Source organism: Caballeronia sp. INML3B, assembly GCF_023631305.1.
Taxonomy (GTDB): Bacteria; Pseudomonadota; Gammaproteobacteria; order Burkholderiales; family Burkholderiaceae; genus Caballeronia; species Caballeronia turbans.
This window is the reverse complement of sequence record NZ_JALQDI010000040.1, coordinates 298,534-325,035: the sequence shown is the minus strand read 5'-3', so window position 1 is coordinate 325,035 and position 26,502 is coordinate 298,534. Positions and strand designations below refer to the sequence as shown.

Here is a 26,502-nt window from a genome sequence, read left to right as displayed (position 1 = left end):
CTCAGCTCAGATTGAAGTCGATGCCCTGCGCGAGCGGCAATTCCGACGAGTAGTTGATCGTGTTGGTCGCGCGGCGCATGTAGGCCTTCCACGCATCCGAGCCCGATTCGCGGCCGCCGCCGGTTTCCTTCTCGCCGCCGAATGCGCCGCCGATCTCCGCGCCGCTCGGCCCGATGTTCACGTTGGCGATGCCGCAGTCGCTGCCCGATGCGCACAGGAAGCGCTCGGCTTCGCGCAGGTCCGTCGTGAACGCACACGACGACAGGCCGTGCGCGGCGGCGTTGTTCGCGGCGATGGCTTCATCGAAGTCGGCATAGCGCATCACGTAGAGGATCGGCGCGAAGGTTTCCTTCAGCACGACGTCGGTTTGCGAAGGCATTTCGACGAGCGCCGGGCGCACGTAGTAGCCGTTTTCGTGGCCCGTCACGGCGACGCGCTCGCCCCCGAACACCTTGCCGCCCTCGCCCTTCGCCTGCTCGAGCGCGTCCTGCATGCGCGCAAATGCCTGTACGTCGATGAGCGGTCCCATGAGCACGCCCTGCTCGAGCGGATTGCCGACGGGCACCTTCGCGTAGAGATCCTTCAGGCGCGCGACGGTGTCGTCGTAGATGCTTTCATGCACGAAGAGACGCCGCAGCGACGTGCAGCGCTGCCCCGCCGTGCCGACCGCAGAGAACAGGATGCCGCGCAGCGCGAGATCGCGATTGGCGGTCTGCGAGACGATGCCCGCGTTGTTGCCGCCCAGTTCGAGAATCGAGCGGCCGAAGCGCTCCGCCACCGCGACGCCGACCTTGCGGCCCATTTCGGTGCTGCCCGTGGCGCTGACGATATCGGCGCGCTTGTCCGCGACGAGCGCCGCGCCGACATCGCGTCCGCCGATGATCACCGACGCAAGGCCCTCTGGCGCGGAGCCGAATTCTTCGATGGCGTCGCGCAGAATGCGATCGACGGCGAGCGCGGTGAGCGGCGTTTTCTCCGACGGCTTCCACACGACCGAATTGCCGCACACGAGCGCGAGCGCGGCGTTCCACGACCACACCGCGACCGGAAAGTTGAACGCCGAGATGATCGTGCACACGCCGAACGGGTGCCACGTCTCCGCCATGCGATGGCCGGGGCGCTCCGACGCGATCGTCAGCCCGTACAACTGGCGCGAGAGACCGACGGCGAAATCGCAGATGTCGATCATCTCCTGCACTTCGCCGAGGCCTTCCTGGAGAATCTTGCCCGCTTCGAGCGACACGAGGCGGCCGAGCGCCTCCTTTTTCTCGCGCAGGCGATTTCCGAGCAAACGCACGAGTTCGCCGCGTCGCGGTGCGGGCACATTGCGCCATGCGGCGAACGCGGTGCGCGCGGCGCCGAGGGCGGCGTCCACGTCGGCGGTGGTGTTCTGCTTCACCCGGCCGATGACTCCGCCCGTGATCGGTGAAGTGACGGCGATGTCGCCATCGGTCACGAGGCTCGCGATGCCGAGGTCGGAAAGAATCGATTGTGTGTTCACGGTGATGTCCTTTTGACGCGGGTCCGTTCTTCTGGCGGAAGTTTCTGATAAGAAACTTTCGTAAGTCCGGCAACTATACGCGCTGCCGTCGCCGCTCACAACAACGGACAATATTGGGGTTGTCCCTCATGCGCAGCCCCTTTTGCGACGGTAGATTCGGCTTGTTTCGCAACGTCGCGAGGTTACGCGGTCCGCGCTTGCCCGATGTTATGATCGGAAACAAAACAGCTCCTCCTTATGCCCAGTCTCAGTCTAAAAAATTCGCCCGAACAGTCCGCTTCCGATCTGGGACACCGGGTAAGGCGCGCGCGGCTCGCGCATGATCTGACGCTCGAAACCGCGAGCCGGCTGTGTGGCGTGTCGCGCTCGGCGCTGTCGAAGATCGAAAACGGGTTGATGTCGCCCACTTTCGACGTGCTGCAGAAAATCGTGCGCGGCCTGCAGATCGATCTCGCCGAACTGTTCGGCACGGCGCCGGCGCTGAATGCAAGCGGCCGGCGAGCGCTCACGCGCCGCAACGAAGGTCAGCGCCACGCGTATCGAGGCTATCAAATGGAATTGCTCGCAACCGAGCTCGCGCACAAGGCGATGCTGCCGTTCCGCATCCGCATCTCCGCACACACGCTCGATGCGTTCGACGACTGGGGCCGTCACGAAGGCGAAGAGTTTCTCTACGTCATAAGCGGCAGCGTGTGCCTCTACTCCGAACTCTACGCGCCGACACATCTGAATGCCGGCGACAGCATCTATTTCGACAGTCGCACCGGCCACGCGGCCATTTCGACGAGCGAGGAAGACGCCGAGGTGCTGTGGATGGCGACGGGCGGCGGCGTGCCGGCATCCTCCGCCGCCCCCGATGCAGTGGGCGCCGGCTAGCGCCGCTAACGCAAAGTGAGACGCATCGGCATTTCGCTCGGGACCACGGTAAATGTGCAGACTTCCCGGATATCGGCGGGATTCGTGGCGAGTTGCGCGGTGAAGTTCGCCGTGAGCATGGACACGACGAGGCGCATCTCTACCGCCGCCAGATGCCGCCCCGGGCACACGCGCGGCCCCGCGCCGAATTGCAGGTAGGCGCGCGGTTCGTGCGCACCGCGCTCCGACGCCGCGTCTTCATGCCGATGATCATGCAGCCATCGGTCGGGGTCGTAGCGTTCGGGATCGGCGTAATTGTCCGGGTCCATCATCGCGGGCCGGTGAAGCATGAACATCTTCGTTCCGGCGGCGAGGCGCACGCCCTGAAGCCGCACTTCCTCGAGGGGCTCGAGCGACATATACGGCGCAACCGGATGCAGGCGGCTTGCTTCCGTGCACACCGCTTCGCACAGGTCGAGTTCGCGCATCGCGCCATAGCTCGGACACACGGCCGAGCCGCCGAGCACCTGCCGCGCCTGTGCGGCGACGCGCGCCTGCAACGCGTCGTCGGTGCCGAGAAAGAAGAGCGCCCACGCGATCGACGTCGCGGTCGTTTCCTCGCCCGCGACGAGCATCGTCAGCACGTTGGCGGCGACTTCGTCGTCGGTGATGCCGGAGCCGGGCGCATCGCGCAGGGTGAGCATCGCTTCGAGCAGATTGCGCGGCGCACGGGCTGTCTCTTCGAGCGGCGTCTCGCACGCTTCGACCGCCGCCTCCTCGCGCATCCGGGCGCGTGCCCTCGACATCAACTCGCGGATATGACGATGCACGTCGATCATTGCTTCATCGAACTTGCGGTCGCGCGGAAACTTCACGTAGTGCCAGTAGGCGAAGGGGGCGTTCACGCGCGTCATCAGCATCGGCAATAGCAGCGCCAGTTGCTCCTGGATCAGCACTCGCTCGTTTTCCAGCGTATTCGGATCTTCGCCGAACGCGAGCGCGCTCGTCACATCGACGGTGAAGCGCTTAAGATCATCGGTCATGTCGACCACGCGCCCCGCCCGCGCCGCGGCTTCCCAGCGCCGCCGCAGCCGCTCGGTGATCGCGGCGAGCGTGGGGTAGAACGCCTTGATGTGGGGAATCGACAGCGCCTGCATCACGAGGCGGCGCTGCGGCTCCCAGGCCGCGCCCTCGATCGAGAAGAGCCCGTTGCAGCCGAACTCTTTCAGGATATTTTCGATGGGCGCATAGCGGCGGTAACGATGCGGCCGCTCGCGCATCACGGCGTGGGAAAGCTCGATGTCGTTCCACACGGTGACGGGCGTCGTGCCCAGGCGGAACACGTAGGGCGTGCCGAGTTCGGCGGCCCAGCGCTCCAGCGTCAGATGGTGCGTGGCGGGCGGCAATTGATGCAGGTTGCCCAATAGCGGCAGGCCGCGCGGCGACGGCAAATCATCGATTTCGCGCAGGGATGTGCCGACGGATGCTGCGTTCATGATCGGCCTCGCGAGGGCTTGATCTGTGCAGGATAGTGCAGGATCGGGACGTCCGGCGCGTCTTTAAACAGCCTTCGTTTTCTTCGCTTTTCCCGCCGCCTTCGCGACCGCCCCCGCCGCTTCCTCCGTCCTCACCACCGGCCGCTTGAAATATGGCGAGCTCAACGTCGCAGCGCCCATGTCCGATGCCGCTTCGAGCAGCGCGGGCGCAAGTTCCTTCAGACGCGCGTCGGGCAACCGGCTGGTCGGGCCGGCGAGACTCACGACGCCCACGACAACACCCGTCACCGGATGATGGATCGGCGCGGCCATCGACGTCATGCCGGCCTCGTAGGTCTCGCTCGCGATCCCATAGCCGCGTTTGCGCGCCGCCTGCAATTCAGCGAGAAATTGCTGGATCGTCTTCGGCGCCTTCGGACCGCCCGAGCCCGGCTTGCCCAGGCCGCCCTGCTTCGACACGAGCTCGAGCGCTTCCTCGTCCGTGAGCGACGACAGCCACGCCTGTCCGCTCGCCGTGCAATGCAAGGGCGGCTGGCTGCCCATGTCGGGGTCGTAGCGCAGGCCGGATTTCGCGCCCTGCGCCTTGCCGACGAACGTGATGTGATCGTCTTCGACCACGCCCAGCCGTGCCAGCTCGCCCGATTGCGCCGCGAGCCGGTCGAGCACCGGTTGCGACACATCGAGCACGCCGCCCGTCGAGAGATAGATGAGCGCAAGCGATACGAGCTTCAGCGCGAGCATGTACTCGCCGTGATCCTCGTCCTGCCGGACATAGCCTTCGTCGATCAGCATCGCGAGCAGCCGGTGCGTGCCGCTGCGCGGAATGTTGAGCGTATCGGCGATGGCGGCGAGCTGCATCCGCCCGCCGTTTTTCGCCAGCAGCTCGATGATGGACAACGCCCGCTCCAGATTTCCTGCCATCTTTCAGTCTCTCGAAGTTCCGATGCGGCATGAGTAGAACACGATTCCACGTCGGAATTCAACCGGCGCGGGTCAATGTTCGGCGTAGGCCGCCTCCAGCACCGCGAGCGTCGCCTCGCGCAGGCGCCTCGCGCGAGTGAGCGCGTTTGCGGTCTTCGCCCATTCGTTCATCGGCACTTCGATCGACAGCGGCAAGCCATCCGGCAATGCGCGCAGGATGCCCGCGAGATCGATTCCGCCCTCGCCCGGAATCATGCGCTCGGCACGCGCCTGATATAGCAGCGTGTCGAGGTCGGCCGGACGCTCGGCGGGGGCATCGCAGAACTGCACGTAGCCGAACCATTCGCGCGGCAGTTCGCGCAGCGCGTGCGTCGACGATCCCGCGCGGTCGAAATGAATCGGATCGACGATCAGGCCCGTGTTCGCGCGCCCGGCCGCCTTCACGATGCGCGCACCTTGCACGATGTCCTTCGCGTCGGTCCACGGCATCGGTTCGAGCGACGGCGACAAGCCGTACGGCTTCGCGAGATCGCAGAGCGACGCGAGCCGCTCGGCGGTGCGCGCCTCGTCGGGATCGTTGCCCGCGACGAGCACGTAGCGCGCTCCCAGTGTCGCCGCGGTTTCGAGCATCGGCTCGTAATCGGCGACGTTGGTGTCGGGCTTGAGGCGCAGGATTTCAGCATCGAGCACGCCGATTCCGGTGTCCTTCAAAGCCGCGAGCGTTTCGCGCCTCAAGGGCGTCGCGCCGACGATCTCGTGGCGCACCTCGGTATCGGTCGCGGGCACGAGCCGCAGGCCGACGAAATCGTAGCCCGCACGCGCCGCGCACTCGACCATCTGCGGCGGCGTCAATTCGAGGACCGTCAGCGCGGACAGGGACAGCTTGCGTCGTGACATCGATGTCTCCGGTTAGCGCAACGGCGAGAACGGCGCGGGCATGTAGATGGTCGACTCCATCGTCGTCAGATGGGCCGGCCCGCCCTTCGGCGGCCAGATGCCGTCCTTCACGGCTTCGGCGCGAATGCGCGAACGCTCGTCGACACTCTTGTACGGCCAGATGTTGAGAAAGCGCGGCACGGCGCCGTCGAGCGCGTACATCGCGCCGATGAGCGGCGAGCGCGTGGTGCGCTCCGGCACGGCGCTCTTCCAGGCATCGATCGTATGTTGCAGGCTCGCGAGCTTCGTGCCGTACACGCGCATCTCGTAGATGCCGCCGTGCACGGCCGGCTCGATCGGCGGCAGAAACGGAAAGAGCGCGTAGCTGTTCACCTCGACATCGGTGATGAATTCGCCGCAGCCGAACGGATTGCCTTCGAGCAGCAGGCGCTGTCGCGACCCGATCAACGCCGCTTCCGACTCGAAGCCGCGCAGGACCATGACCTTGCCCAGCGCCCCGATGTCCGAATACCAGCAGCCGAGCAGCGTCGAGCCGGGCGCGTTGCCGCTGTTTTTGATGTTCTCGAAGACCTGCGCGTTCGCGCCGATCTTAACCGTCAACGTGACTGTGTCGTACAGAGTCATTGCAGCGTCCTTGCCTGTTTGAAGTTGGTGAGATTCGGGATGTCTTCGTGTGCCGGTTCGGCGAGTTCGAGGCCCGCAAGATAGCCGAAGGTCATCGCCGGCCCGAGCGTGATGCCGCCGGCGGGATAGTGCCCGCCCATCATGCTCGCGGCGTCGTTGCCGACGGCGTAGAGGCCGCGAATCGGCGCGTGCTTTTCGTCGAGGACGCGCGAGCGCGCATCCGTCGACAGCCCCGCGAAAGTGCCGAGGCTCCCCGGCACGATCTTCACCGCGTGGAACGGGCCCTCGACGATCGGCGCGAGACACGGATTCGGCGTGTGCGATGCATCGCCCTGCACGCGGTTATATGGCGTCGAGCCTTTGTGGAACTGCGGATCGAAGCCGTCTTTCGCGTAGCCGTTGTACGTGGCGACGGTATCGGCGAGACCGCGCGCATCGATGCCGCATTGCCGCGCCAGCGCATCGAGCGTCGGCGCGGACCTCAGATAGCCCGAGCGTTCGTACGGGCCGAGCGGAAACGGAAAAGGCTTCGCGAATCCGAGGCCGTATCTGCGCTGAAACCGGTGATCGCAGACGAGCCACGCGCACGCTTCCTCGCCCGGCGGCGTCGTGCCGAAGAGCGCGCAGACGAAGTCGTAGTACGACGACGCCTCGTTGGTGAAGCGCCTGCCCGCGCGCGTCACCGCGATCACGCCCGGCTTCGCGCGCTCGATCAGATGCGCAAACGCGGCCGTCTCGCCCTTACTCTTGCGCACGAGCGACACGGGCGCCCACGCGGCGGGCGCTTCGAGCGACGCATCGAAATGGGCGCCGGCCGCTTCGCCGATACGAATGCCATCGCCGGTATTGCTCTTCGGCGCCGCAGACCAGTGCGGCGTGTACGGAAAAGTTTCTGCCTGACGCTTCGCGTCGTGCGGATAACCGCCGCAAGCAAGCACGACGCCGCGCCGCGCGCGCACTTCGTGCATCACGCCTTCGATCTCGACGCGCGCACCCGTCACGCGATGCTCCTCACGCATGAGCGACACCGCGCGCGCGCCGGTGCGCAGATCGACACCGCGATCCGCCGCCGACTTCAACAAACGCGCGACGAGCGCATTGCCGTTCACGAGATGCATCGAACGCCGGTAACGCAGCATGTGCCACGCGAATCCAGCGAAGCGCTTCGTCACGTGCCATGCCGACTTCGCGCTGCGCGTCGCGTTCAGGAAGTGCGCGAGATCCTGGCCCGATGCGATCGCCATGCCCTTGATCGTCATTTCCGCGAGCGGCGGACGCAGCTTGTCGATGAGCGGACCGAGCTCGCGGCCGTCGAACGGCATCGCGCAGACCGAGCGCCCGCCCGTGGCCGCGCCTCGCGTCGTATGAAAGTCGGGAATGCGGTTGCCGTCGATGAAGCGCATCGACGTATTGCGTTCGAAGAATTCGACCATGCGCGGCCCGTGCTCGATGAGCGCGTCGGCCTTCGCGGCGTCGAAATGCGCGCCCAGCTCGCTCTTCAGATACGTGCGCGGCACGCTGTCATCTTCGACGATGCCCGCGCGCGTCGCGAGCGGATTGCGCGGAATCCACATCCAGCCGCCCGACCACGCGGTCGTGCCGCCGAACACGTCTTCCTTCTCGCAGACGAGCACGGACAGACCCTGCGTCGCCGCGGTGACGGCCGTCGACAAGCCGCCCGCGCCGGAACCCAGCACGAGGACGTCGCATTCGAGAATCGGTTCGAGCTTCATTTGGCGTGGACGGACGATTGGAGTTCGACGGGCAGCGTAAGCGCTTCGTCGCGGGCGTTCGTCAACGCGGCGCTGGCCGGCTGCTGCGCGCGCACGGTCGCATGCCGTGCCGCCAGAAAGCCGAACGTGAGCCCCGGACCGAGCGTGATGCCGGGGCCGGGATAGACGCCGCCCATCACCGATTGCATGTCGTTGCCGCACGCGTAGAGGCCGCCGATCGGTCGATCGTCGCGATCGAGCACGCGCGCGTGCGTGTCGGTGACGAGGCCGGTCGCCGCGCCGATATCGCCGGGATAGAGCCGCACCGCATAGAACGGCGCCTCGCTGATCGGGCCGAGGCACTTGTTCGGGCCGGTCCAGTTGGCGTCGCCATTGGCGTTCTGGTAATCGGTCGTGCCGCGCTGAAAATCGGCATCCACGCCGCTCTGCGCATAGCGATTGATGCGCGCGACGCTATCGGCGAGGCCAGCGCGGTCGATGTCGAGCTTCATTGCCAGTTCGTCGAGCGTCCTGCCTTCGACGAGATAGCCATCGGCGAGAAACGGCGCGAGCCCCTTGCCGCCCGGACGCACCATGCCGAGCCCGTACTTGCGCAGTCCTTCCGTGTCCGTCACGAGATACGCGGGCACCGAAGGCGTGGTCTCGTTCGCTTTTTGCATCGCCATGCCGAACAGGTGATACGACGTGTTCTCGTTCAGGAAGCGCCTGCCCGTTTTGTCGACGGTGATCATGCCCGGCTTGCCGCGATCCATCATGAAGTGCGGGAACACGGCGGTCGTGCCGTCGGCGCGCTTGCGCACGGAAACCGGCGCCCAGAAGGCGTGCGACAGCGCGCCCTTGCCGAAGCGCGCGCCCGCGGCGAGCGCGAGATCCTGCGCGCTGCCGGTGTGGCCGGGCGCGCCGGGGCACCACGCCGGATCGGCGCCCGGCAGCATCTCGCCGCGACGCGCCGGATGCCGGTTGAAGCCGCCGCTCGCGAGAATCACGCCGCCTTTCACATTGACGCGACGCCGGTCGTTGACGCGGCTCAGCGTTACGGCTTCGATGCCGTTCGGCCCGCTGTGCAACGCATCGACCTTCGTGCTCGTCAGCACCGTGACGCCACGCTCGAGCAACGAATACAACAATCTTCCGATCAGCGCGTTGCCCATCACGAGCCGCGTGCCGCGCGGCGCGCTCAGGCGATCGCGCGCGTGACGCGCGAGCAGCTTCGCCGCATGTCGGAACGACGCGAACGACTTCGTCATGTTGAGCAGATGCCCGACGTCGTCGCGGTCGACCATCATGCCGCCGAGCACGGTGAATTCGGGAATCGGCGGACGGATCAGCGAAAACGCGCGGCCGAGCTTGCGGCCGTCGAAGGGCAGCGGTTCGAGCGCCCGCCCGCGCAGCGTCGAGCCTTCGAGCTCGGACAAATAATCGGGATGGAACGGGCGCGCGCGATATTTCACAGCGGAGTTCGCTTCGATATGCGCGACCGCTTTCGGGCCGGCATCGAGAAACGCACGGCGCATCGCGACGCTGCTGCGCCCGCCGACCGCGCGATCCAGAAAGCCTTCGGCGTTCACGGATGTATCGTCACGATTGACGCTCGCGGCATGCATCGACGCGGGAATCCACGTCGTTCCGGCCGAGAAGGCCGTCGTACCGCCGACGTATTCCGTACTCTCCACAAGGAGCACGCGCGCACCGTCGATGGCCGCGACGAGGGCCGCCGACATGCCCGCGCCGCCTGCGCCGATTACGACGACATCGAATGTTTCGTCATGTCCCAGATTGTCCAGTGTCTCCACCATTCGTCCGCTCCCTCGCGCCAGGAATCGCCGTCCTTCCGACGATTCGAAACGCATGTTTTCAGTAGAACTCGCTTTGATATTGGAATACTATTCCAGAAAATGCATTGAAGCCAAGCTCTTTTTTTGAGGCGAACGGAGGACGGTATGCGAGTGCTGGTGACAGGCGCAAGCGGCTTTCTGGCGGCGTGGGTGACGCGGCGGCTGCTCGCCCGCGATATGGACGTGCGCGTGGACGTGCGCGCCTTCGACGTGCGCGAGGACGCGCGGCTCCTGCGCGCGCTCGCGCCCGAACGCGCCGATGAAGTGCAATGGCGGGTCGGCGATATCGGGAACGCGCGCGATGTCGCGACGGCGCTCGAGGGCTGCGACGCCGTCGTCCATCTCGCAGGCGTGCTCACGCCTGCCTGCGCCGGCGATCCGGTGCGCGGCGCGCGCATCAATCTGATCGGTACGCTCAACGTGTTCGACGCGGCTATCGCGTGCGGCGTGCGCTCGGTGCTGTATGCGAGCAGCGCGGGTGTCTTCGGCCCCGACGACGGCGCGACGCCCTTTCCCATGACACATTACGGCGCGTTCAAGCTCGCATGCGAAGGCTCGGCGCGCGCGTACTGGCACGATCATGGCATTGCGAGCATCGGCTTTCGGCCGCTCGTCGTGTACGGCGCGGGGCGCGAGACGGGATCGAGCGCCGGTCCGAGCCTCGCCTGCCGCGCGGCCGCGCGCGGCGAGCCGTACACGATTCCCTTCACCGGCGCGACGGGCCTCGTCTACGCCGATGACGTCGCCGCCGCCTACGAGCGCGCGCTCACGCATCCGTTCGACGGGGCGCACGCGTTCACGCTGGCGGGCGACATCACGCCGATGCAGAGCGTGATCGCGACGCTGAAGCAGATCGCGCCGGACGCGCGCATCGACGCGGCGGGCGCGCCCTTGCCGATCGCGACATCCTTTCCCGACGATCCCGTGCTCGATCGAATGCTTCCAGGCCTTGCAAAAACGCCGCTCATCGACGGATTGCGTCAAACCGTGGCGTTCTACCGGTAGGCAAAGCGGCTCTTGGCACCGCATCGTCCTTGGGGCACGATTCGCTTCTTCACGACAGGTGCCACGCATGCAAGACACGACCCGACCACCCGCGACGACTGCGAAGCTGCTCAAAGGCATCCTGCCGATCAACCGCGCCGCCGCGTTACGCGACGCGCTCGCCGGCATCTCGCTCGCGTCGATGGACATCCCGCAGGTGCTCGGCTATGCGCGCATCGCCGGCATGCCCGCGGTGACGGGCCTCTACACTGCGTTCCTGCCGCTCCTCGCGTTCGCGCTCTTCGGCGCGTCGCGGCATCTCGTGGTCGCCGCCGACTCCGCGACGGCAACGATCTTCGCGAGCCGGCTTTCGTCGATGGCCGCGATGGGCAGCCCGGAATACGTCGCGCTCGCGGGCATGGTCGCACTGCAGACCGCCGCGCTCTTGCTGCTCGCGCGCCTGTTCAAGCTCGGCTTTCTCGCCGATTTTTTGTCGCGCACCGTGCTGACGGGCTTTCTCGCGGGCGTGGGGGTGCAGGTTTCGATCGCCATGCTCGGCGACCTCTTCGGCATGACGGTGCCGTATCCGTCCTCGCGCAGCCTGGCGCAACTCGTCTACGTGATCGGGCATGTCACGCACGCGCATGGGCCGACGCTCGTGCTCGCGCTCGTCGTGATCGTCGCGATTCTGGGCTGCAAACGCTTCGCGCCGCGCCTGCCGATGCCGCTCGTCGCGGTGATCGGCAGCATCGCCGCGAGCAAGGCTTTCGACTTCGCCGCGCGCGGGATTTCGGTGCTCGGTCCCATCGAAGGCGGTTTGCCCGCGATCCGCATGCCCGATGTCACCTGGCAGCAATCTCTCGATCTCGTGCCCGTCGCGGCGTCATGCTTCGTGATGATCATCGCGCAGAGCGCGGCCGCGGCGCGCGTGTTCGCGCAGCAGTATCACGAGGACGTCGACACCAACAGCGACATCCTCGGCCTTGCCGCGGCGAACGCGGCGGCGGCGTTGAGCGGGACGTTCGTCGTGAACGGCAGTCCGACGCAGACGGCAATGGCCGACCGCGCAGGCACCCGGAGTCAGCTCGGACAACTCGTCTTCGCGGCGGTCGTCGCTGTCGTTCTGCTATTTCTGAGCGGCTATCTGCGCTATCTGCCGCACAGCGTGCTGGCGGGCATCGTGTTCACGATTGCGATCGGCCTCATCAACGTGCAGAGCCTGAAGGACATCCGCGCCGAAAGCCCCGGTGAATTCGCGCTCGCGCTCGTCACGGCCGGCGCGGTGGTGCTGGCGGGCGTCGAGCACGGCATCCTGCTAGCGGTCGCGCTCTCGCTCATGCGGCACGTGCGCCACAGCTATCATCCGCACACGATGGTGCTCACGCCCGTCGCGCCCGGAAAACCCTGGCAGTTCATGCCGACGAAGCCCGGCGCGATGACTGCGCCGCATCTGATCGTCTACCGCTTCGGCGCGGATCTGTTTTACGCGAACGATCATTTCTTCGCGTCGGAAGTGACGAAGCTCGTCGATACGGCATCCGACGGATTGCGTCATCTCGTCGTCGACGCCGGCGCGATCACCGATCTCGACTATTCAGCGGCCCGCACGATCGGCGAGCTGATCGAAACGCTGCGCGCACGCGGCGTCGCGGTGATCTTCGGGCGCGTGAACCGCTTCCTGCGCAACGACATGGACCGGCACGGTCTGACGCGGGTGCTCGGCGCATCGAACGTGTTCGACACGCTGCACGAGGCGCTCGCGGCGGCTGGCGTAAATTCGGGCGGGCATGAGCCGAACGTGCTATGAGACGCGGCTGAACGAGCGGCGTCGTCGCGTATCTGGCTAGCGCTCACGTACCGCTTCTGCTGCTGCGAAGCGCTTTTTCGCAATGCTCCGCCCTGTCCAGTCCGGTGGTGGCGCTGTTCTTCGACCGTTAGTTGCCTTGAGAACTCGATGAACTTGTTGAATGCTATTCCATTTTCAATTAGGATTCAGGAACAGACTGATCAACGATTCAGGAGGCAATCGAAGCATGGCGCAGGACACTTCTTTTTCCGCATCGCTCGATGCGGGCTTGAGCGGCGCGACGCGCGTCTATTTCATCGTCGGCGATCCCATCGCGCAGGTGCGCTCGCCTTCCGGCGTGACAGCGGCGCTGCGCGCGGCAGAGCGCGACGCGATCGTGATTCCGGCACATGTCGCGCCGGACGATCTCGACGCGTTCTTCGCGGGCATCGCGCGCTTGCAGAACTGCGACGGCGTCATCATCACCGTGCCGCACAAGTTCAGCGCGACGGCATATTGCAAGTCGCTGACCGACGAAGGCGCATTTCTCGGCGCGGTCAACATGCTCAAGCGCGACGCCGACGGCACCTGGCACGGCGGCGCATCGGACGGCATCGGCATGGTCGCCGCGTTGAGAGACGCGGGTTGCGAGCCGAAGGAAAAGCGCGCGCTGCTGATCGGCGCGGGCGGTGCGGGCTCGGCGATCGGCCATGCGCTCGTGGATGCAGGCGTGGCGTCGCTCGCGATCCGCGATTTCGATGCCGGGCGCACCGGCGCCCTCGCCTCGCGTCTCGCCGCACTGGGCCGGGGCGCAGTGAGCGTCGCCGACGATGCGCCCGCCGAAAGCTACGACCTCATCGTGAACGCGTCGCCGGCGGGCATGCGTCCCGGCGATCCGCTGCCGATCGACGTCTCGCGCCTGCCTCCGACGGCCTTCGTCGGCGACGTGGTGACGAAGCCGCCGCTCACGCCTTTCATCGAAGCCGCCCGCGCGCGCGGCTGCACGACCGTCACCGGCACGCAAATGTTCGGCCGCGTATGCGACGCGATCGTCGCGTATCTGTTGAAGGACTGAACACGCAAGGCAATTCGCCGCGCGATGAATCAGAGGAGTCTGGTTCAATCGCGGCGGGCATTCGTTCAACATTCCGGCCGCGCATTCGCGTCCCTCGCGACGCGCACCGGCCTGCTGGCCCCGAAGCGAACCGCCGATGAGCGCCGCCCTCTGCCGGGCGGCGTTTTTTTGCGCGACGTTTCGACCACGCCGGCGTGAGTGTGCGTTTCCCCGTGAGACTCGCGCGCTCGCTTCGAGGGCCCATCAAACGCGTGCAGGCGCACGCAAGAGGCTGGAATGAAACTGGATCGAAAAGGAATTCAACGCGTGGCGCGTACGTGCTTCGCGGCCGTCGCATTCGCCACGCTCGCGGCGTGCGCGACCGGACCGGGCGCATCGGCGCCGCTGCCGGCGGACAGCACGCTCGCGACGGGACGCATCGTCGGCAAGCAATATCTGACGACCGTGTCGACGGACGCGGGGGCGTCTTCCGGGCCAACGCTCGGCGTGGGCGCCGGCGGCATCGGCGGGAATGGCTGGAATGGCGTGGGCGGCGGCGCGGGACTGAGCTTCGATCTGACGAGCCTGTTCCAGAAGACTCCCGAACAGACCGCGAAGGTCTACCGCTACAGCGTGCAGATGAAGGACGGATCGAAGCGCGATGTCGACAGCACGCTCGATATCGGCAACGGCGCGTGCGTGACGACGATCGATTCCAGCCAGCCCGGCTATCCGAGGCTGACGAGCGCGGACGCCTGCTGATCTTCCGGCGCGGCTCGTCCGATGAGCCGCGCCGACAGCGCCGCCGCGACGCGCTCGACCACGGGTGCCCAGTCGCCCGGCACGCGCTGGCGAATGAGCCGCACCGGGCCGTACCATGGCTGCGTCTCCTGATTGCCCCAACACCAATGCGATACCCGGTCGATCATCGCCCAGTGCGCTGACGAACGCGGCCGAATCGTGAAAATGCTCTTGATAGTCGGGAAGCGCAAGGATGTGCGCGCCGGCCGAGCGCATCGCCGCGATATCGCCTTCGCGGCCCGGAGCAACCGGATAGAACGCGACATCCGGCAAGCGCCACAGTGGCGCGAGGGCATCCACGGGAATGCTGCGCTGGACATCGCGCCGATGCGTCGGACTGCCTGCCGACACGAGGCCGACACGCAGCGCATTCGTGCCGTCTGACGCGAGCATCCGACGCCACATGTCGATGCGTTCCGGTGCCGCGTCGAGATAGGCGCGGCCATCGACCTGATCCGGCAACAAGCCGATGCCGAGCGGCATGCTCATCAAGCCCACGGTGTAATCGATCCGCTCGAAATCGTGCGCTTCGAGGGCGACGCAATCCGGCGCGAACCGCCGGATGAGCGGATGCAGCGCCGAGCGCACCGCCAATAGCGCTTCACCGCCGTTTCTCCGCACGCCTTCCGCGAACCGCGGAAAATAGCGCACGAACTGGATGTCATCGCCGAGGCCGAGTTCGCTATAGACCACGACACGCTTGCCGTCGAGCGGCTGTCCGCGCCAGCGCGGCGCAATGCGCTCCATGCGCGCGACGACACCGTTCTCGCCGTGTTCGGACAGGCGGCGTTCGAAGCGCACCCATCCAGCGCGCCAGTCGCCGTGCCTGCGTTCGAGGTCGGCGAGATCGACAGCGAGCCAGTTCGCTTGCGGCGTCTGCGAAAGCGCCAGGCGATACATGCTTCGGCCTCTTCGTAACGCGCCTGTTCATTGAGATACATCGCAATTTTGCGCCGGTCACGCGGCCATCGCCGGGATGATGCAGCGCCGCCTCGCGCATGACGGCTTCCGCCGACACGGCGTCATGACGTATCCAGAGGCAATGGCTCAGTTGCCAGCGAAGTTCGAAGTCTTGCGCAAACCGCTGCAAGGCTCCGACACAGAAGCGCTCCAGTGCGGATCAATCGCCCGAGCGACGAATATCGAGCGCGATGGATAACGCGCGCTTCGCATCGGGTGGGACGGCATCTGCGTGCGAATCATGCAGCCATGCGGATGAATCGAAGTACATGAACGGGTGCAGCAATAAATGTTTGAAAGATGCCTGCCGAGTTTATATGAACCGCACCGCTTGAGATCTCGCATATACACAAGCAAAATCCGAAAAATGCAATGGTTCGATGGATTCATTCGCATATCGAACGATTCGGCGTTATCCATCGTGAAACGCAGTAATTCGCGCCGGCGATTGTGCCCGACGCCCGGCTTTGCCATACTGAGTCCAGTCGCCCTGTCTCCTCAAGCGTCCGCTCTCGATCATCGAGCCCACAAGCGGACGCGCTCTCGCCGCCTCTCGAGGCGGCGTTTTTTTGCACGCGGCCTATTACCTTGGACGTAATTGCCCGGCTCATTGCCTCCTGCGACGATGCAATCACACTGATCATCGACAAGGAGATGAAGATGCCCGCAAAACATCGAGTCCACGGCGAAACCGCCCGCCCCGGCTACATCGCGACCGAGAGCGGTGTCGAGCTCTTCTATCGCGACTGGCGGCCCGAAGGCGCGCCCGGCAACGGCGGGACCATCGTGTTCGTCCCCAGCTATTCGCTGCCGGGCGACATGTGGGCGTATCAGATGCTGCCGCTCGTGCGCCAGGGCTTTCGCTGCATCGCCTACGACAGGCGCGGCCACGGTCGTTCGAGCGATCCGGGTGGCGGCTACGACTACGACACGCTCGCGGACGATCTCGCCGCCGTCATCGACGCGCTCGATCTTTCGCGCGTCACGCTCGTCGGGTATTCGATGGGCGGCGCGGAAGCGGTGCGCTATCTGACGCGTCACGGCAGCGCGCGCGTCGCGCGGCTTGCGTTGATCGCATCGACCTTGCCGATGCTGATGAAGACGCCGGACAACCCGGATGGCATCGATTGCGCCTGCGTCGACGCCTTTCGGCAGGACCTGGCGAGCGACTATCCGCGGTGGCTCGCCGACAACGCGCGGCCGTTCGCCGGGCCGGGCGCGTCGCAGGCGATGATCGACTGGATCCGCGAGATGGCGTTGCGCACGTCGCATCACGCGCTTTTCGCGTGCAACGAAACGGTGAGTCGCGGCGATTTCCGCAACGAGCTGCGCGACATCGACGTGCCGACGCTCATCGTGCAGGGCGACCGCGATGTGTCGAATCCGCTCGAACTGACTTCGCAACGCACGGCGCGCCTGATTCCGAACGCGCGGCTCGTCGTCTACGAAGGCGCGCCGCATGGCATTTTTCTGAGCGATGCGGCGCGGCTGACGGCGGATATCGCAGCGTTTGCGTCGGCGTAGTGAACCGCTGTCTGTGGTAGTGACTTAATATCGTGCGAAAACACGAACGTCACTGCGACGACGGAGGTCCTCGCCATGCAAGACCCGCTCAAAGCACATTTCGACATGTTCGCGCGCTACAACGCGTGGGCCAATGCCCGCGTCTACGACGCGGCGCGCGCCCTGTCGGACGCCGACTATCGCGCAGACCGTGGCGCGTTTTTCAAGTCCGTGCATGGCACGCTCAATCACCTGCTCGTGACGGACCGCGTGTGGATGCATCGCTTCACGGGCGAAGGCGCGGCGCCGGAACGCTGGATGCGATTCTCTTCGATACCTTCCCGGCGCTCGAAGCGGCGCGCCGCGAAGAAGACGCGCGCATCGTCGAATACGTGACCGGTCTCACGCCGCAAACGCTGGCCGGCACTATCAGCTATAAACGCGTATCGACGCCCGAGCTGATGACGCAGCCGCTCATGCCCGCGCTCGCGCACTGGTTCAATCATCAGACGCACCATCGCGGACAGGCGCACGCGCTCTTGACCGCGTTGACCGGCAAGGCGCCGGAACTCGACCTGCTTTTCTATCAGCGTTTGTCGGATAAGCGCTGAGTCCTGACGCGTTTGAAAACACTCATATCAATAGACTCTGGAAGAATCCCGGCTCACCGTAGCACTGCGAATTGACATCCCGGCGCGCGACATGAAAGTATCGCCGCGCAGTCCTCGTCACCTCCATCGGAGTCCATCGCGATGATCTTCCATGCATCCATTCCCGCCAACGATCCGAAGCACGTCGCGCATGTGCTTGCCGAACTGTGGGACGGCTTCGCCGCGCCCTTCTCGCCTTTTCCCGATGCCTGGATGGCGGTCGCGGGCGACGATCGCGGCAGCATCATCGAGATCTATCCGAGCGACAAGGTGATCACGCCGGGCGGCGGCCATGAGGAAAGCGTCAGCTACGGCGCCGATACGTTGAAGCGCCCGCAGTACAGCGCGTTCCACATGGCGATCGCGACGAAGCTGAGCGCCGAGGACGTCATCGCGATCGGCGAGCGTGAAGGCTGGCGCGCGGTGCGCTGCACGCGCGGCGACAACTTTTTCCACGTGATCGAGTTCTGGATCGAAAACTCGACGATGCTCGAATTTCTCACGCCCGAAATGCAGGCCGAATATCTCGCTTTCGCCACGCCCGAAAACTTCAAGGCGATGGCCGCCGCCGTGCCTCAGTGATCGCTTTCTTTCGCGGAAGGATCGCGGCGCAGCCCCACCATCAGGGCGGCGCCGCTTGCGAAGAGCAATAGCGAAAGGAGCTGCACGGCGAGATCCATGCTGCCTGTCGCGGTGCGGATCTGGCCGATCACCCACGGACTCACGATGCCGCTCGTGATGCCGATACTGCTGATGACCGCGATGCCTGCCGCCGCGCTCCTGCCCGGCAGATGGCTCGCGGGCACGGCCCAGAAGATCGGCAACGCCGCGAAGATCAATGTCGCGGCTAGCGAGAGAATCGCGAGCATCAGCAAAAAGCTCGGGAAATGCAGCGTGAGCGCCGCGAGTGCGATGCCGCCGCCGATCGTGCAGCACGCAAAGTGCTTGCGTCGTTCCGCAACGCGATCCGAATGGCGCGCAATCAAAATCAGCCCCACTGCGCCGATCGCGTTCGGCACGACGGTGTAGAGGCTCACGGACATGACATCGGTGATGCCGAAATCGCGGATCATCAGCGGCATCCAGAAACTCAGCGTCAGCGATGCGCAGGTCAGCGAAAAGTAGATGAACGCAAAGAGATAGAGGCGCGGGTTGCGCAGCGCGTCGAGCAGACCGCGGCGGTCGTGCGCATCGGTGCGGGCGTTCGTTTCCGGGCACAGCGCGGCCAGGCGCTCCCGTTCGGCGGACGTGAGCCAGCGCGCATCGCGCGGAGTGTCCACCAGCAGCCGCAACGCGATGAGGCCGAGCAGCACCGCCGGCGCGCCTTCGATCGCAAACATCCATTGCCAGCCGTGCAGGCCCATGACGCCTGCCATGTCGCGCATGATCCAGCCGGATACCAGTCCGCCGAACACGCCCGCCACCGCGACGCCCGCGAAGAACACCGACATCACGCCGGCGCGCCGTTTCGCCGGAAACCAGTACGTCAGATAGAGCACGATGCCCGGAAAGAAGCCCGCCTCGAACACGCCGAGGAGAAAGCGCAGCAGATAGAAATGCCCGGGCGTCGAAACGAACATCATGCCGACCGACGCCGCGCCCCACAGCAGCATGATCCGCGTGAACGTGCGGCGCGCGCCGAACCTCGCGAGCAGCAGATTGCTCGGCACCTCGAAGAGCACATAGCCGACATAGAACACGGCGGCCCCGAGGCCGTACATCGCATCTGAGAATCCGAGATCTTGCTTCATCTGCAACTGCGCGAAGCCGATATTGATGCGGTCCAGAAACGACACGACGTAGCACAGGAACAGGAACGGAATGATGCGCCACGCAATTTTGCGAAAGAGCGCATCGTCCGACAGGGCGTGCGTTTCCGCGGCGGCGCTCGGGCTGAGCGCCGCCGTGCTGATCGACTTCGACATGTCTCGCTCCAGATGGGCGTGGGAAGGCCGGCGTCTTTGGCGCGCCTTTTTGCCTGAAGAGAAGAAAGCGCGGCGCGTGTCAGTGCGCGCCGCGAGAGATGAACGTCAGTCCTGGAGAGCGGCCCACATGTCCTTGTCGCGCTGGGCCGTCCAGATGCGCGGATGCTTGATGCCGCTCGCCTCGTCATAGGCGCGCGACACGTCGAACGGCAGGCAGTGCTCGTAGATGAAGACGTGGCCGAACTTCGGGTCCATCGCCTTGCGGGTATGCGCCATCGAGCCCTTCAGATCGAGCTTTTCGACAACGGCTTCCCGGCCCGCCTGCAGCAGCGTCGTCACGAAATCCTTCGTGTAGTCGAGGCCCTTGTCGACCTCTGCCGGCGACAAGAGCGCGGGACCGCGGCCCGGCACGAGTTTCTCCGCCTTCAGCGCGCGCAGCGCTTCGAGCGTCGCGGGCCATTCCTCGAGTTGCGCGTCGCCGCAATAGCAGGCGGCGTCGTACTCGACGAGGTCGCCCGAAAACAGCACCTTCTGCGACGGCAGCCAGACGACCGTGTCGCCCTTCGTGTGGCCCGAGCCGAGATGCGCGATCTTCACTTCGAGCTTGCCGAGGAACAAGGTGATTTCGGTGTCGAAGACGAGCGTCGGCCACGTGAGGCCGGGCACCGTCTCGACACCGGCAAACAGACGCGGGAAGCGCTCAATTTCCGATTTCATGTCCTGCTCGCCGCGCTCGACGATCATTTCATACGTGCCGCGGCTCGCGATGACCTGTTGCGCGCCTTCCGCGAAATACGCCGACGCGCCGAGCACGCGCACCGCGTGGTAATGCGACAGCACGACGTATTTGATCGGCTTGTCGGTGACGCCGCGGATCTTCGCGATGAGGTCCTGCGCCATCGCGGGCGTGGCGGTCGTATCGACGATCAGGACGCCGTCGTCACCGATAATCACGCCCGAGTTCGGATCGCCCTCGGCCGTGTAGGCGTACGCGTTCTCGGAAAGCTGTGTGAAGGTGATCTTCTTCTCTTCCAGATCGGCTTGCGATGCGAATGCTTTTGCCATGGTCGTGTCTCGATTCCATTCTCGTGGGGATGGGTGGATGATCGGCGTGACGATTATTTTTGTCAACAGCAAGTATGCTTGCTATTTGCAAATTCCGGGTAAATACCGAATCGCTTCATCCGAGGATTCCTGCTCGGCTAACATCTGCCATTCGTTCACTTCTATCGATCGCGGAGTCCTCTTGGCTCGTTCCACCCATGCCACGCCTGACGCCGAATCCGGCGAAGAGAAAAAGCAGCGCGGCATCCAGAGCGTCGAAGTCGGCGCGCGTCTGCTCGAAGCGCTCGCCGCCCGGCGCGAGCCGCTCGCATTGAGCGCAATGGCCGATGCCGCCGGACTGTCGAGCGCGCAGGCGCATACGTATCTCGTGAGCCTCACGCGGCTCGGCCTCGTCAAGCGCGACGCGCTGACCGGCAATTACGAGCCTGGCCCGCTTTCGCTGCGACTCGGTCTATTGAATCTAGAACATCAGCCGGCGTATCGTGCGGCCGCGTCACGCGTTCCGGCGCTCGCGCTCGCGACCGGCATGAGCGTCGCGGTCAGCGTCGCGGGGCCGCAAGGGCCGACCATCGTCCGTTACGAGCGCGGCGGCTATCCGCTGCACGTCAACTTGCATGTCGGCACGGTCATGTCGCTTTCGGCGACGTCGACGGGACGCGTATTCCGCGCGTTCGACGATGACGCCCGCGTCGACGCGATGCTCGCGCATCAGGCGCAAACCGATGCGCCGCAGATGAACGAGCGCATCCGCGAGATTCGGGCACGCGGCATCGAACGTAGCGTCGATGCGCCGAGTCCGGGCGTCAGCAGCATGAGTGTGCCGGTGTTCGACGGCGCGCACCGGTTGCAACTCGCGCTGACGGCGATCGGCCCGACCGGCCTGTGCGACGTCGGCTGGGACGGCCCGCTCGCGCAAGCGCTGAAGGACGCGGCACGCGATATCACCGGATTGCTTTCATGACCATGCTCGAAGAAGACACCAGGCCGCAGCGCGGCATCAACGCGCTCGACGCCACCGGCGATCTGTTGCGCGCACTGGTCGCGGCGGGCCGGCCGCTCTCGCTGCGCGATCTGGCCGCGGCGGCCAGCATGCCGCCCGCGAAGGCGTTCGCGCATCTGGTGAGTCTCGTCAAGGTTGGCCTGCTCGCACGCGACGACGCGGGGCTCTTCCACGCGGGCCAATTGAGCCGCGAGCTCGGGCTCATCGCGCTGCAACGCCTTTCGCCGATTCGCGATGCGGAAAGCGAGATCGTCAGGCTCGCCGCGAACACGTCGATGACGGTCGCCGCCGCCGCGCTCGGACCGCTCGGCCCGACCGTGATCCGGCTGGAGGAATCGGCGCGTCCGCAGCATGTGAGCTTGCGCGTCGGCACGGCGATGTCGCTCGTCAACACGGCGATCGGCCGCGTCTGCGCCGCGCATCTGCCGGCGGACATGCTCGTGTCCCTGATGGAGCAGGACCAGATCCGCCTCGCGGGTGCGGCGCCGGATGCGATTCTGGATACCGCATATCGCGCACGGCTCGACGACATCAGGGCGCGCGGCCTCGACACGGCGCTCGGCGCGCCGGTGCCCGGCATCCACACGCTGGCTGCTCCGGTGTTCGATCACACCGGCAGTGTGTGTCTCGTCATTGCGTTGATCGGCTCGTCGGGCGGCTTCGATAGCGCCGCTGACGGCCCGCTGGCACGCGCCCTTCTCGCTGCGACGCGGCGCCTGTCCTGGCGTTTCGGCCTGATGGAGGCCAACGGCGAGGCAAGCTAGCGGCCCCTGATGGTCTCCGTGCCCACCACGCGGATGGCGGGGAAACGGTCGGTCGGCTTCGCGATCTCGTCCTGCGAAGCGACGATTTCCAGCTCGTAACGCCCCGCATCGTAAGTCGACTTGACGACGGCATTCACCGCCGCGAGCGTGTGCTCCAGCGCGGTGCGCAGCGAATCGCCCAGAAGCGTGCGCGCGACGAACACCGCACTCGTGAGATCGCCGACGCCCACCGGCTGCCGCGCGAACGGATAGAGCGGGCGCTGCGCGAACCACGCTTCGCCCGGCGCGACGGCAAGCATGTTGAAGGTGTCGGCGCGGCTGTTGCGATCGAGCAGATGCTTCACCAGCACGATGCGCGGGCCGCGGCCGATCACTTCGCGGCACGCATCGACGGCTTCTTCCACCGTCTCGATGCTGCGCCCGACGAGCTTTTCCAGCTCGATGTGATTGGGCATGATCGCGTCGGCGATTTCGGGCATCGTCGTGACGAGGAAATCCTCGATGCCGGGAGCCACCGTGCAGCCGCCCGTCTGCCCCATGACGGGATCGCAGAAATAGAGCGCGCGCGGATTCACCGCCTTCACCATCTTCACGATTTCGACGACCGCGCGAGCCTGCTCCGGCGCACCGAGATAGCCGGACAGCACCGCGTTGCAGCGCGCGAGCACGCCGATCGCGCCGATGCCCTCGATCAAGTTCTGCAACTCGTCGGCGTCGAATGCGCTACCGGTCCAGCGGCCGTACTGCGTGTGATTGGAGAACTGCACGGTGTTGAGCGGCCAGACATTGACGCCCAGACGCCGCATTGGAAAAACCGCCGCGCTGTTGCCCGCGTGGCCGAACACCACGTGCGACTGAATGCTCAGGACGTTGTTCATCTTCTGATTTCCCGATTGATCGTGTCCGGTCAGGTCAAACGTTTGTCGCGCCGGCGCTCGTGCAGCGCAGCGCAACGGTAGCTAGAGATGGAACACCCGGGGACGCCGGCTCGGGCGTGCGCGGGCATCGCAACCTTCATATTGTGCCGTGCCTCGACGCACTGCGGCATGGCGGTCTCGATATAAATTGTCCCGACACGTTTTATCAAGCCATCCGGTCGACTCGGATGCCCATCAGGTCGCGTGGACGCAACGCTCCACTCGGCACGCCGCTTGCTCGATCCACCGGCCGCATCTGCGATTCATATTCGAGAAAAAAACGGCGACTTCAGCACACGGACTCGAATGCGCGCCGGATAATGCTTCACGATACAAACAGCGAAAGCATACGAGGACGAACACACGGCAACATCAATAGTCGCAGGTCAAATCAGGAGGCTGGCATGGAGACGCTGTCTAAGAATCGCACCGATTTGCAGAAGTCGACCCTCGCAATCGTTCTCGCCGGCGGGCGTGGCACCCGCCTCGGACCGCTCACCGACAAACGCGTGAAACCCGCCGTCCACTTCGGCGGCAAATACCGCATCATCGACTTCGCGCTGTCCAACTGTCTCAACTCCGGCATCCGCCGCATCGCCGTGGTCACGCAATACAAGGCCCATTCGCTCATCCGGCATCTCCAGCGCGGCTGGGGTTTCCTGCGCGGCGAGTTCAACGAGTTCATCGATATCTGGCCGGCGCAGCAACGCGTCGATTCGAGCTGGTATCGCGGCACCGCAGACGCCGTCTATCAGAATCTCGACATCGTCCGTTCGATCGGGCCGGAATTCGTGATCGTGCTGGCGGGCGACCACATCTACAAGATGGACTACACGCGCATGGTGCTCGACCATGTGGAGAGCGGCGCCGACTGCACGGTCGGCTGCATCGAGGTGCCGCGCATGGACGCCGTCGCGTTCGGCGTGATGCACGTCGACGAGAACCGCCGCGTCACGGCTTTCCTCGAAAAACCCGCCGATCCGCCCGCGATGCCCGGCAAGCCGGATATCGCGCTTGCGAGCATGGGCATCTACGTGTTCAGCGCGAAATATCTCTACGACATGCTGCAGGAGAACATCGAGACATCGAATACGGATCACGACTTCGGCAAGGACATCATTCCGCGGGTCGTGACGACGGGCAAGGCGATCGCGCATCCGTTCGGCATGTCGTGCGTGACGTCGAGCAGCGATCCGGAAGCGCCCGCCTACTGGCGCGATGTCGGCACCGTCGACGCGTACTGGTCCGCGAACCTCGACCTCGCGTCGACGATTCCGGAACTCGATTTGTATGACCGCAAGTGGCCGATCTGGACGAATCAGGAACAGCTGCCGCCCGGCAAGTTCGTGCGCGACCTCAACGGCCAGCAAGGCGCGATCACCAATCTCCTCGTGTGCGGCGGCTGTGTGATCTCCGGCTCGCAAGTGTCGAAGTCGGTGTTTTCGTCGGCGGTGCGGGTGCACTCGTTCTGTAACATCAATGAGGCAGTGTTGTTGCCTCAGGTGACCGTCGGGCCGAGTTGCAGGTTGCAGCGCGTCGTGATCGATCGCGGCTGCACGGTGCCGGAGGGTCTCGTGGTCGGCGAGGACCCGGACGACGACGCCGCGCGCTTTTTCCGGACGGAATCGGGCGTCACGCTCATCACGCGCGATGCGCTGGCGCGGCTCGCGCAAGGTTAGACGCCGGCGCGCCGGATCAACACGACAACACGAATCCATCCGACAGGAGCGCCGATGACCGTATGCGTGCTGCATGCCGCAGCAGAAATGTTTCCGCTGTTGAAAACCGGCGGCCTCGCCGACGTCGTCGGCGGGCTGCCGCCCGCGCAGTCGCAACTGGGCACGCATGCGCGGGTCGTGCTGCCGGGCTTTCCCGCCGTGCTCGCAGGCCTCGACGATCTTCAGCCCGTCGCCGATCTGGGCGCCGCGTTCGGCGCGGGCAACGTGCGGCTCGAGCGCGGCGTGCTTCAGCCGCATGGCGTGGTGGTCTACGTCGTGCGCGCGGATCAGTTCTACGACCGCCCGGGCAATCCGTATCTCGATGCCGCGCATCGCTCCTATGCCGACAACGACCGCCGCTTCGCGCTGCTCGGCTGGACGGCGGCGCGCATCGCGACGGGCGCCGATCCGGCGTGGAAGCCGCATATCGTCCACGCGCACGACTGGCACGCGGGGCTCGCCCCCGCGTATCTGCGCGCATTCGAGCGCGGCGGCGCGGCCAGGGTCGCGAGCGTGATGACCGTGCACAACCTCGCGTATCAGGGCACCTTCCCGGCGTCCGGGTTCGGGGCGCTGCAATTGCCCGGCGACTTTTATGCGGTGGACGGCGTGGAGTTCTACGGCCACGTCTCGTTCCTGAAGGCGGGTCTTTATTACGCCGACCGCATCACGACGGTCAGCCCGACCTATGCGCGCGAAATTCAGACGCAGGCGCACGGCGCCGGGCTGCACGGCTTGCTGCAGACCCGCACGCACGACATCGCCGGCATCCTGAACGGCGTCGATTATTCGATCTGGAGCCCGTCGGTCGATGAGTCCATCGCGTCGAAGTACACCGCGTCGAAGCCTTCGGCCAAATCGAAGTGCAAGGCAGCGCTGCAGGAGCGCATGGGACTCGCGCGCGACGACGACGCCCTGCTCTTCGGCGTCGTCAGCCGGCTGACCGAGCAGAAAGGGCTGGATCTGCTGCTTTCGGCCGTGCCGGACATCGTGCAGCGCGGCGGTCAGCTCGCCGTGCTCGGCACCGGCGATCCGGCGCTCGAAACCGGCATGAAGAACGCGGCGGCGGCGCATCCCGGCGCGGTCGCGATCGAGCTCGGTTTCGACGAGACGCTGTCGCATTCGATCATCGCCGGCAGCGACGTGGTGATGGTGCCGTCGCGCTTCGAGCCGTGCGGCCTCACGCAGCTCTACGCGCTCGCGTACGGCTCACTGCCGCTCGTGCACCGCGTGGGCGGGCTCGCCGATACGGTCGTCGACAGTTCGCTCGAAAATCTCGCCGACGACCTCGCGACCGGCTTCGTGTTCGATACCTTCGATCGCGCGGGCATCGTCGGCGCGATCCGGCGCGCGTTCGCATTGAAGGCGCGCCGCACGGACTGGAAGGCCGTCGTCAAGCGCGCGATGGGCCAGAACTTCAGCTGGGAGGCGGCGGCCCTCGCCTATGCGGAGGTGTATCAGGGATTGGTGAACGGCTGAAGCGTCGCAGTCCTTGGGCGCACGTCTTGCTCCT

At 65.6% G+C, this 26,502-nt stretch carries 23 protein-coding genes and 1 pseudogene; 13 read left to right on the top strand and 11 right to left on the bottom strand.

Annotated features, from left to right (window positions below; all coding sequences use genetic code 11):
- Window position 1: 1 nt before the first annotated feature.
- Window positions 2-1,501 carry an aldehyde dehydrogenase family protein gene (locus tag NCS58_RS17130; protein WP_061115881.1) on the bottom strand — a complete coding sequence of 500 codons (1,500 nt, stop codon included), beginning with the start codon at window positions 1,499-1,501 and terminating at the stop codon, window positions 2-4.
- Between the two features lie 237 nt (window positions 1,502-1,738).
- On the opposite strand from NCS58_RS17130, the gene NCS58_RS17125 reads away from it, so the two are divergent.
- Window positions 1,739-2,377, top strand: coding sequence for a helix-turn-helix domain-containing protein (locus tag NCS58_RS17125; RefSeq protein WP_061115882.1), 639 nt, complete (start codon window positions 1,739-1,741; stop codon window positions 2,375-2,377).
- Window positions 2,378-2,382: 5 nt separating this feature from the next.
- Here the strand turns inward: NCS58_RS17125 and NCS58_RS17120 are convergent, their stop codons facing one another.
- The 6 genes from NCS58_RS17120 to NCS58_RS17095 form a co-directional block, all read right to left on the bottom strand.
- Window positions 2,383-3,852, bottom strand: coding sequence for a cytochrome P450 (locus NCS58_RS17120; RefSeq protein ID WP_061115883.1), 1,470 nt, complete (start codon window positions 3,850-3,852; stop codon window positions 2,383-2,385).
- 63 nt (window positions 3,853-3,915) lie between these two features.
- Complete coding sequence (locus tag NCS58_RS17115; protein ID WP_061115884.1) at window positions 3,916-4,773, bottom strand: IclR family transcriptional regulator; 858 nt, start codon at window positions 4,771-4,773, stop codon at window positions 3,916-3,918.
- Window positions 4,774-4,845: 72 nt separating this feature from the next.
- On the bottom strand, window positions 4,846-5,670 hold the full coding sequence (locus tag NCS58_RS17110) for a sugar phosphate isomerase/epimerase (protein WP_061115885.1): 825 nt from the start codon (window positions 5,668-5,670) through the stop codon (window positions 4,846-4,848).
- A gap of 12 nt (window positions 5,671-5,682) precedes the next feature.
- Complete coding sequence (locus tag NCS58_RS17105) at window positions 5,683-6,294, bottom strand: NIPSNAP family protein (RefSeq protein ID WP_061115886.1); 612 nt, start codon at window positions 6,292-6,294, stop codon at window positions 5,683-5,685.
- Window positions 6,291-8,027, bottom strand: a complete 1,737-nt coding sequence (locus NCS58_RS17100) for an FAD-dependent oxidoreductase (protein ID WP_061115887.1) — start codon at window positions 8,025-8,027, stop codon at window positions 6,291-6,293. The genes NCS58_RS17105 and NCS58_RS17100 overlap by 4 nt, the downstream gene beginning before the upstream one ends.
- Entirely contained in the window at window positions 8,024-9,823 is a 1,800-nt protein-coding gene (locus NCS58_RS17095; RefSeq protein WP_061115888.1) for an FAD-dependent oxidoreductase, read from the bottom strand. Before NCS58_RS17095 ends, NCS58_RS17100 begins: the two co-directional genes overlap by 4 nt.
- A 144-nt stretch (window positions 9,824-9,967) precedes the next feature.
- Here NCS58_RS17095 and NCS58_RS17090 point away from each other — a divergent pair, with 144 nt between their 5' ends.
- The 4 genes from NCS58_RS17090 (at window position 9,968) to NCS58_RS17075 (ending at window position 14,448) form a co-directional block, all read left to right on the top strand.
- Complete coding sequence (locus NCS58_RS17090) at window positions 9,968-10,867, top strand: NAD(P)-dependent oxidoreductase (protein ID WP_061115889.1); 900 nt, start codon at window positions 9,968-9,970, stop codon at window positions 10,865-10,867.
- A 67-nt stretch (window positions 10,868-10,934) separates the two neighbouring features.
- The gene (locus NCS58_RS17085) at window positions 10,935-12,653 is read left to right on the top strand and encodes a SulP family inorganic anion transporter (protein WP_061115890.1); all 1,719 of its coding nucleotides are present in this window, start codon (window positions 10,935-10,937) and stop codon (window positions 12,651-12,653) included.
- Window positions 12,654-12,879: 226 nt separating this feature from the next.
- Window positions 12,880-13,707: a shikimate dehydrogenase gene (locus NCS58_RS17080; protein ID WP_061115891.1), complete on the top strand. Its 828-nt coding sequence runs from the start codon at window positions 12,880-12,882 to the stop codon at window positions 13,705-13,707.
- Between the two features lie 276 nt (window positions 13,708-13,983).
- On the top strand, window positions 13,984-14,448 hold the full coding sequence (locus NCS58_RS17075; protein WP_061115892.1) for a hypothetical protein: 465 nt from the start codon (window positions 13,984-13,986) through the stop codon (window positions 14,446-14,448).
- Here NCS58_RS17075 and NCS58_RS17070 read toward each other — a convergent pair.
- Window positions 14,415-14,615: a hypothetical protein gene (locus NCS58_RS17070; protein WP_250477410.1), complete on the bottom strand. Its 201-nt coding sequence runs from the start codon at window positions 14,613-14,615 to the stop codon at window positions 14,415-14,417. The genes NCS58_RS17075 and NCS58_RS17070 overlap by 34 nt on opposite strands.
- A 31-nt stretch (window positions 14,616-14,646) precedes the next feature.
- On the opposite strand from NCS58_RS17070, the gene NCS58_RS17065 reads away from it, so the two are divergent.
- The 5 genes from NCS58_RS17065 to NCS58_RS17045 all read left to right on the top strand — a co-directional run bounded on the left by NCS58_RS17065 (window position 14,647) and on the right by NCS58_RS17045 (window position 18,182).
- Window positions 14,647-14,871 carry a hypothetical protein gene (locus NCS58_RS17065; RefSeq protein WP_250477409.1) on the top strand — a complete coding sequence of 75 codons (225 nt, stop codon included), beginning with the start codon at window positions 14,647-14,649 and terminating at the stop codon, window positions 14,869-14,871.
- A gap of 1,236 nt (window positions 14,872-16,107) precedes the next feature.
- Window positions 16,108-16,971, top strand: coding sequence for an alpha/beta fold hydrolase (locus tag NCS58_RS17060; protein ID WP_061116100.1), 864 nt, complete (start codon window positions 16,108-16,110; stop codon window positions 16,969-16,971).
- Between the two features lie 75 nt (window positions 16,972-17,046).
- On the top strand, window positions 17,047-17,346 hold the full coding sequence (locus tag NCS58_RS17055) for a DinB family protein (protein WP_250477408.1): 300 nt from the start codon (window positions 17,047-17,049) through the stop codon (window positions 17,344-17,346).
- Window positions 17,343-17,561 (top strand): DinB family protein, encoded by a 219-nt coding sequence (locus NCS58_RS17050; protein WP_250477407.1) that lies wholly within the window; start codon window positions 17,343-17,345, stop codon window positions 17,559-17,561. The genes NCS58_RS17055 and NCS58_RS17050 overlap by 4 nt, the downstream gene beginning before the upstream one ends.
- Window positions 17,562-17,702: 141 nt before the next feature.
- A complete protein-coding gene (locus tag NCS58_RS17045) occupies window positions 17,703-18,182 on the top strand; it encodes a hypothetical protein (protein WP_061115894.1) in 480 nt (159 codons plus the stop codon).
- Here NCS58_RS17045 and NCS58_RS17040 read toward each other — a convergent pair.
- Together NCS58_RS17040 and NCS58_RS17035 are read right to left on the bottom strand one after the other, a co-directional pair.
- The gene (locus NCS58_RS17040) at window positions 18,176-19,525 is read right to left on the bottom strand and encodes an MFS transporter (protein ID WP_061115895.1); all 1,350 of its coding nucleotides are present in this window, start codon (window positions 19,523-19,525) and stop codon (window positions 18,176-18,178) included. The genes NCS58_RS17045 and NCS58_RS17040 overlap by 7 nt on opposite strands.
- A gap of 105 nt (window positions 19,526-19,630) precedes the next feature.
- Window positions 19,631-20,590, bottom strand: coding sequence for an MBL fold metallo-hydrolase (locus tag NCS58_RS17035; protein WP_061115896.1), 960 nt, complete (start codon window positions 20,588-20,590; stop codon window positions 19,631-19,633).
- Window positions 20,591-20,771: 181 nt separating this feature from the next.
- Between NCS58_RS17035 and NCS58_RS34480 the strand changes: the two are divergent.
- A pseudogene (locus NCS58_RS34480) lies at window positions 20,772-22,354 on the top strand (IclR family transcriptional regulator).
- Here NCS58_RS34480 and pdxY read toward each other — a convergent pair.
- Entirely contained in the window at window positions 22,351-23,232 is an 882-nt protein-coding gene (pdxY, locus tag NCS58_RS17020) for a pyridoxal kinase PdxY (protein WP_061115899.1), read from the bottom strand. The pseudogene NCS58_RS34480 and the gene pdxY overlap by 4 nt on opposite strands.
- Before the next feature lie 443 nt (window positions 23,233-23,675).
- Here pdxY and glgC point away from each other — a divergent pair, with 443 nt between their 5' ends.
- Entirely contained in the window at window positions 23,676-24,950 is a 1,275-nt protein-coding gene (glgC, locus tag NCS58_RS17015) for a glucose-1-phosphate adenylyltransferase (protein WP_061115900.1), read from the top strand.
- A gap of 54 nt (window positions 24,951-25,004) precedes the next feature.
- Complete coding sequence (gene glgA, locus NCS58_RS17010) at window positions 25,005-26,468, top strand: glycogen synthase GlgA (RefSeq protein WP_250477405.1); 1,464 nt, start codon at window positions 25,005-25,007, stop codon at window positions 26,466-26,468.
- Window positions 26,469-26,502: the final 34 nt, after the last annotated feature.

Coding starts and splice junctions, on each gene's coding strand:
- NCS58_RS17125 (WP_061115882.1), top strand. CDS start 1,739: ATGCCCAGTCTCAGTCTAAAAAATTCGCCCGAACAGTCCGCTTCCGAT.
- NCS58_RS17120 (WP_061115883.1), bottom strand. CDS start 3,852: ATGAACGCAGCATCCGTCGGCACATCCCTGCGCGAAATCGATGATTTG.
- NCS58_RS17115 (WP_061115884.1), bottom strand. CDS start 4,773: ATGGCAGGAAATCTGGAGCGGGCGTTGTCCATCATCGAGCTGCTGGCG.
- NCS58_RS17110 (WP_061115885.1), bottom strand. CDS start 5,670: ATGTCACGACGCAAGCTGTCCCTGTCCGCGCTGACGGTCCTCGAATTG.
- NCS58_RS17105 (WP_061115886.1), bottom strand. CDS start 6,294: ATGACTCTGTACGACACAGTCACGTTGACGGTTAAGATCGGCGCGAAC.
- NCS58_RS17100 (WP_061115887.1), bottom strand. CDS start 8,027: ATGAAGCTCGAACCGATTCTCGAATGCGACGTCCTCGTGCTGGGTTCC.
- NCS58_RS17095 (WP_061115888.1), bottom strand. CDS start 9,823: ATGGTGGAGACACTGGACAATCTGGGACATGACGAAACATTCGATGTC.
- NCS58_RS17090 (WP_061115889.1), top strand. CDS start 9,968: ATGCGAGTGCTGGTGACAGGCGCAAGCGGCTTTCTGGCGGCGTGGGTG.
- NCS58_RS17085 (WP_061115890.1), top strand. CDS start 10,935: ATGCAAGACACGACCCGACCACCCGCGACGACTGCGAAGCTGCTCAAA.
- NCS58_RS17080 (WP_061115891.1), top strand. CDS start 12,880: ATGGCGCAGGACACTTCTTTTTCCGCATCGCTCGATGCGGGCTTGAGC.
- NCS58_RS17075 (WP_061115892.1), top strand. CDS start 13,984: ATGAAACTGGATCGAAAAGGAATTCAACGCGTGGCGCGTACGTGCTTC.
- NCS58_RS17070 (WP_250477410.1), bottom strand. CDS start 14,615: ATGATCGACCGGGTATCGCATTGGTGTTGGGGCAATCAGGAGACGCAG.
- NCS58_RS17060 (WP_061116100.1), top strand. CDS start 16,108: ATGCCCGCAAAACATCGAGTCCACGGCGAAACCGCCCGCCCCGGCTAC.
- NCS58_RS17055 (WP_250477408.1), top strand. CDS start 17,047: ATGCAAGACCCGCTCAAAGCACATTTCGACATGTTCGCGCGCTACAAC.
- NCS58_RS17045 (WP_061115894.1), top strand. CDS start 17,703: ATGATCTTCCATGCATCCATTCCCGCCAACGATCCGAAGCACGTCGCG.
- NCS58_RS17040 (WP_061115895.1), bottom strand. CDS start 19,525: ATGTCGAAGTCGATCAGCACGGCGGCGCTCAGCCCGAGCGCCGCCGCG.
- NCS58_RS17035 (WP_061115896.1), bottom strand. CDS start 20,590: ATGGCAAAAGCATTCGCATCGCAAGCCGATCTGGAAGAGAAGAAGATC.
- pdxY (WP_061115899.1), bottom strand. CDS start 23,232: ATGAACAACGTCCTGAGCATTCAGTCGCACGTGGTGTTCGGCCACGCG.
- glgC (WP_061115900.1), top strand. CDS start 23,676: ATGGAGACGCTGTCTAAGAATCGCACCGATTTGCAGAAGTCGACCCTC.
- glgA (WP_250477405.1), top strand. CDS start 25,005: ATGACCGTATGCGTGCTGCATGCCGCAGCAGAAATGTTTCCGCTGTTG.